Annotated in this window: 3 protein-coding genes; all 3 read left to right on the forward strand. The window is 41.7% G+C overall.

Annotation, left to right across the window (positions count from 1 at the left end):
* Positions 1-118: 118 nt before the first annotated feature.
* Positions 119-307, forward strand: a complete 189-nt coding sequence (locus tag LC574_RS33030) for a hypothetical protein (protein WP_229457806.1) — start codon at positions 119-121, stop codon at positions 305-307.
* 445 nt (positions 308-752) lie between these two features.
* Positions 753-2,225 carry a TldD/PmbA family protein gene (locus LC574_RS33035; protein WP_229457807.1) on the forward strand — a complete coding sequence of 491 codons (1,473 nt, stop codon included), beginning with the start codon at positions 753-755 and terminating at the stop codon, positions 2,223-2,225.
* 282 nt (positions 2,226-2,507) lie between these two features.
* The coding region (locus LC574_RS33040) for a PmbA/TldA family metallopeptidase (RefSeq protein WP_306422193.1) at positions 2,508-3,195 on the forward strand (688 nt) is incomplete at its 3' end.

Below are 3,195 nucleotides of genomic sequence, written 5' to 3' on the forward strand. Positions count from 1 at the left end.
TCTCTACTTGCCGCTTATTATTTTATAGGAAAAAAGCCTGAAATAATTGCTAGACAATCATTTCAGGCTTGAGTCTCTTCAATTTTATAATTATTAAATCCGCTTTAATATCTGCGGAATGTGGGATGAATATCGTGATGTTGATGATGAATGTCGTGATGTTGATGATGAATGTTGTGATGTTGATGATGAATGTCGTGATGTTGATGATGAATGTCGTGATGTTGATGATGAATGTCGTGATGTTGATGATGAATGTCGTGATGTTGGTAACAACAGCTTCTACATTAAGGGTGACGGCGAATGAAGTGGCGATAACTGGTCAGCCGATATATATAGCAATCCTAAATCATTCGTGAAAAGTTATACCAATTCTGTAGGAAGATGCACAGAATATTATACGAACCGCCAAGTACGCCAAGAGCGCCAAGAATAGAGAGTTACTCATTTAGTGCAGCTTCACATTAAATTGGTATTAGATCCCCGACTTCTTAAAGAAGTCGGGGATCTGGACACTGCGAATTTTCACAAATCAGATAGGATTGCTATAGCGTCAAAAAGCATCTTAAAGGTTATTTTACCGTGATTGGGGATGCGGGGATGGGGAAAAGTGCGATCGCACACTTCTGCTAAAGGGGCCAAGCTGCTTTTCAAAAAATTGGTCAAGATGACAACCAAGCAAATTTGCTAGAGTGAACACACCAGGATTTTTCAGTCAAATCTCTGAACTACGCCAGCAGACGAGGCTACCCATGCTTACAAGTACGCTACTTCTCTCGAATCAACTTCCCACCCTGCAATATTCTTCCACACCAGAGCGTTTCGATGAAACCTGGGAAGCCCCTCTGGCTACCCTCCTGGGACTAGGACGCGCCGCAGGTGCTGACTTCATCGAATTATTTTTAGAGCGTCGCAACTATATTAGTTCTCTTGCAGAAGACGACTCCATCACTAGTATTTCACCCAGTTTGTCTACAGGCGCGGGAGTCAGAGTATTTCGCGGCAAAGCTGATTGTTACGTCAGCACCAATGACCTTTCGTTTTCCGGTTTGAAAGCAGCTTTAGAAAAAGGTCTTTCTATCTTAGGATTGCAACTACCCAATCCTAAAGCTTTCATTCCAGAAATCAACCTAGAGTTATTGAGAGATTACGCCACCAAAAGAGGTAAAGATGCATGGCTACCAGCATGTAGCTCCATCCGAGAAATGGGAGAAGTTCTCCTTGATGGTACTGCCCACCTGAAGCAAAAAGCTAGCCACGTCCAATCGCGTCGGGCTACCTATTTTCGGGATTGGCAAGAAGTTTTAATCGCCGCCAGTGACGGCACTTTTGCCCGTGACATTCGCCTCACCCAGTCAGTAGGATTTAACCTGTTGTGTGCTGATGGTGCTAATCGTGCTTCCATCGGCGATCGCGCTGGTAACACCAGCGATGCCAACTTCTTGAGGACTTGGGATTCTCAACAAGCTGCCGAAAAAATAGCAGAATCTGCTGGCAAAATGCTCTACGCCGATTACGTAGAATCAGGTACTTACCCGATTATTATGGCGAATCACTTTGGCGGCGTAATCTTCCACGAAGCTTGCGGACACCTACTAGAAACCACTCAAATTGAACGCAATACCACTCCCTTTGCTGACAAAAAAGGCGAAAAAATTGCCCACGAAAGTTTGACAGCCTGGGATGAAGGGCGGTCTGAAAATGCCTTCGGGACAATTGACATGGATGACGAAGGTATGCCTGCTCAAAGAACCCTATTAATTGAAAAAGGCGTTCTCAAAAACTTCTTAGCAGATAGAACAGGTTCTGCACGCACCGGACACCCCAGAACTGGAAGTGGACGCCGCCAAAATTATACCTTTGCTGCTGCTAGCCGGATGCGTAATACTTATATTGATTCTGGCGAATATAGCATTGATGATTTATTTACCTCTGTTGATAAAGGTATTTACTGTAAAAAGATGGGTGGCGGAAGCGTTGGTGCTACAGGCCAATTTAACTTTAGTGTTGATGAAGCTTATTTGATTGAAAATGGCAAAATCACCAAACCGTTAAAGGGAGCAATTCTAATTGGTGAAGCGAAGGAAATTATGAATAAAATTTCTATGTGTTCCCAAGATTTGGAAATTGCACCTGGTTTGTGTGGTTCTGTGAGTGGCAGTATTTACACCACAGTAGGACAACCACACATCAAGGTTGATTCTATTACCGTCGGTGGAAGATAATCATTTTGGATTTAAGATTTTGGATTTTGGATTGTGAATGATCACGATATTGTGTCAATAAAAAGCTACCAGACAAATATAAATCATAAGCTAAACCACATCTAGCATAATACTCAGTTGTAGGGTGGGCGTCTCGCCCACCCAAGAAATACAAGCAAATTTTATGTGGAACAGCTTAACATCCAAAATTCAAAATCTAATACCCAAAATAAAATCGCTTCCCATCCAAAATCGTTCGACTGAGCAAAGTCGAAGTCTAAAATTCAAAATCCAAAATTGACTATGCCAAATATCAATGAGATTGCAAATTCTGCCAAGGACAATGCTGAGAAGCTTGGCATTAAGAAATTTGACATTTATGGCTCAACAGTAGATGATACTAGGGTGCAAGTAGACCAAGGTGAGCTAAAACAAGTCAAAGCCTCAAATCGCTCTGGTGTTACTGTTCGTGTCTGGAATGAAGATAATACAATGGGTGTCACCAGCACCACAGATGTAGACCCCAAAGGACTGGAATTAGCTTTGAAAACTGCCTACGAAGCCAGTTTCTTTGGTGTTAAAGAAAATGTTCCTGATTTTAGTCCAGAAGCTACTGTTCCTATTGCAAATAAACCTCAAGATAAGACACCCCAAGCACCTGTTGCTGAACTCATAGAAAGATTGTTGGTGGCTGAAAAAGAATTACTAGCAGTTCATCCAGCAATTAAAGGCGTGCCTTCTAATGGATTATCGCAAAGAGATATTGACAGATTTTATCTCAATAGCGACGGTGCAGTGAGAACTGAATCTCACTCTTTAGCATCAGTTTATCTTTACAGCAAAACTGAGGAAGAAGGAAAAAAACCTCGCAGTGCAGGTGCTTTTAGAATCAACCATAGTTTAGATAATCTAGACATCAATGGTTGCATCAAAGAAACCGCAGATAAAACTATCAGTCACTTAAACTATGAAAAAATTAAAACTGGTAAAT

This window comes from Nostoc sp. CHAB 5715 (genome assembly GCF_020829685.1).
In the GTDB taxonomy this organism is placed as follows: domain Bacteria; phylum Cyanobacteriota; class Cyanobacteriia; order Cyanobacteriales; family Nostocaceae; genus Nostoc.

Bases quoted from the DNA above. Each gene is read 5' to 3' on its own strand.
- LC574_RS33030 (WP_229457806.1), top strand. From the start codon at position 119: ATGTGGGATGAATATCGTGATGTTGATGATGAATGTCGTGATGTTGAT.
- LC574_RS33035 (WP_229457807.1), top strand. From the start codon at position 753: ATGCTTACAAGTACGCTACTTCTCTCGAATCAACTTCCCACCCTGCAA.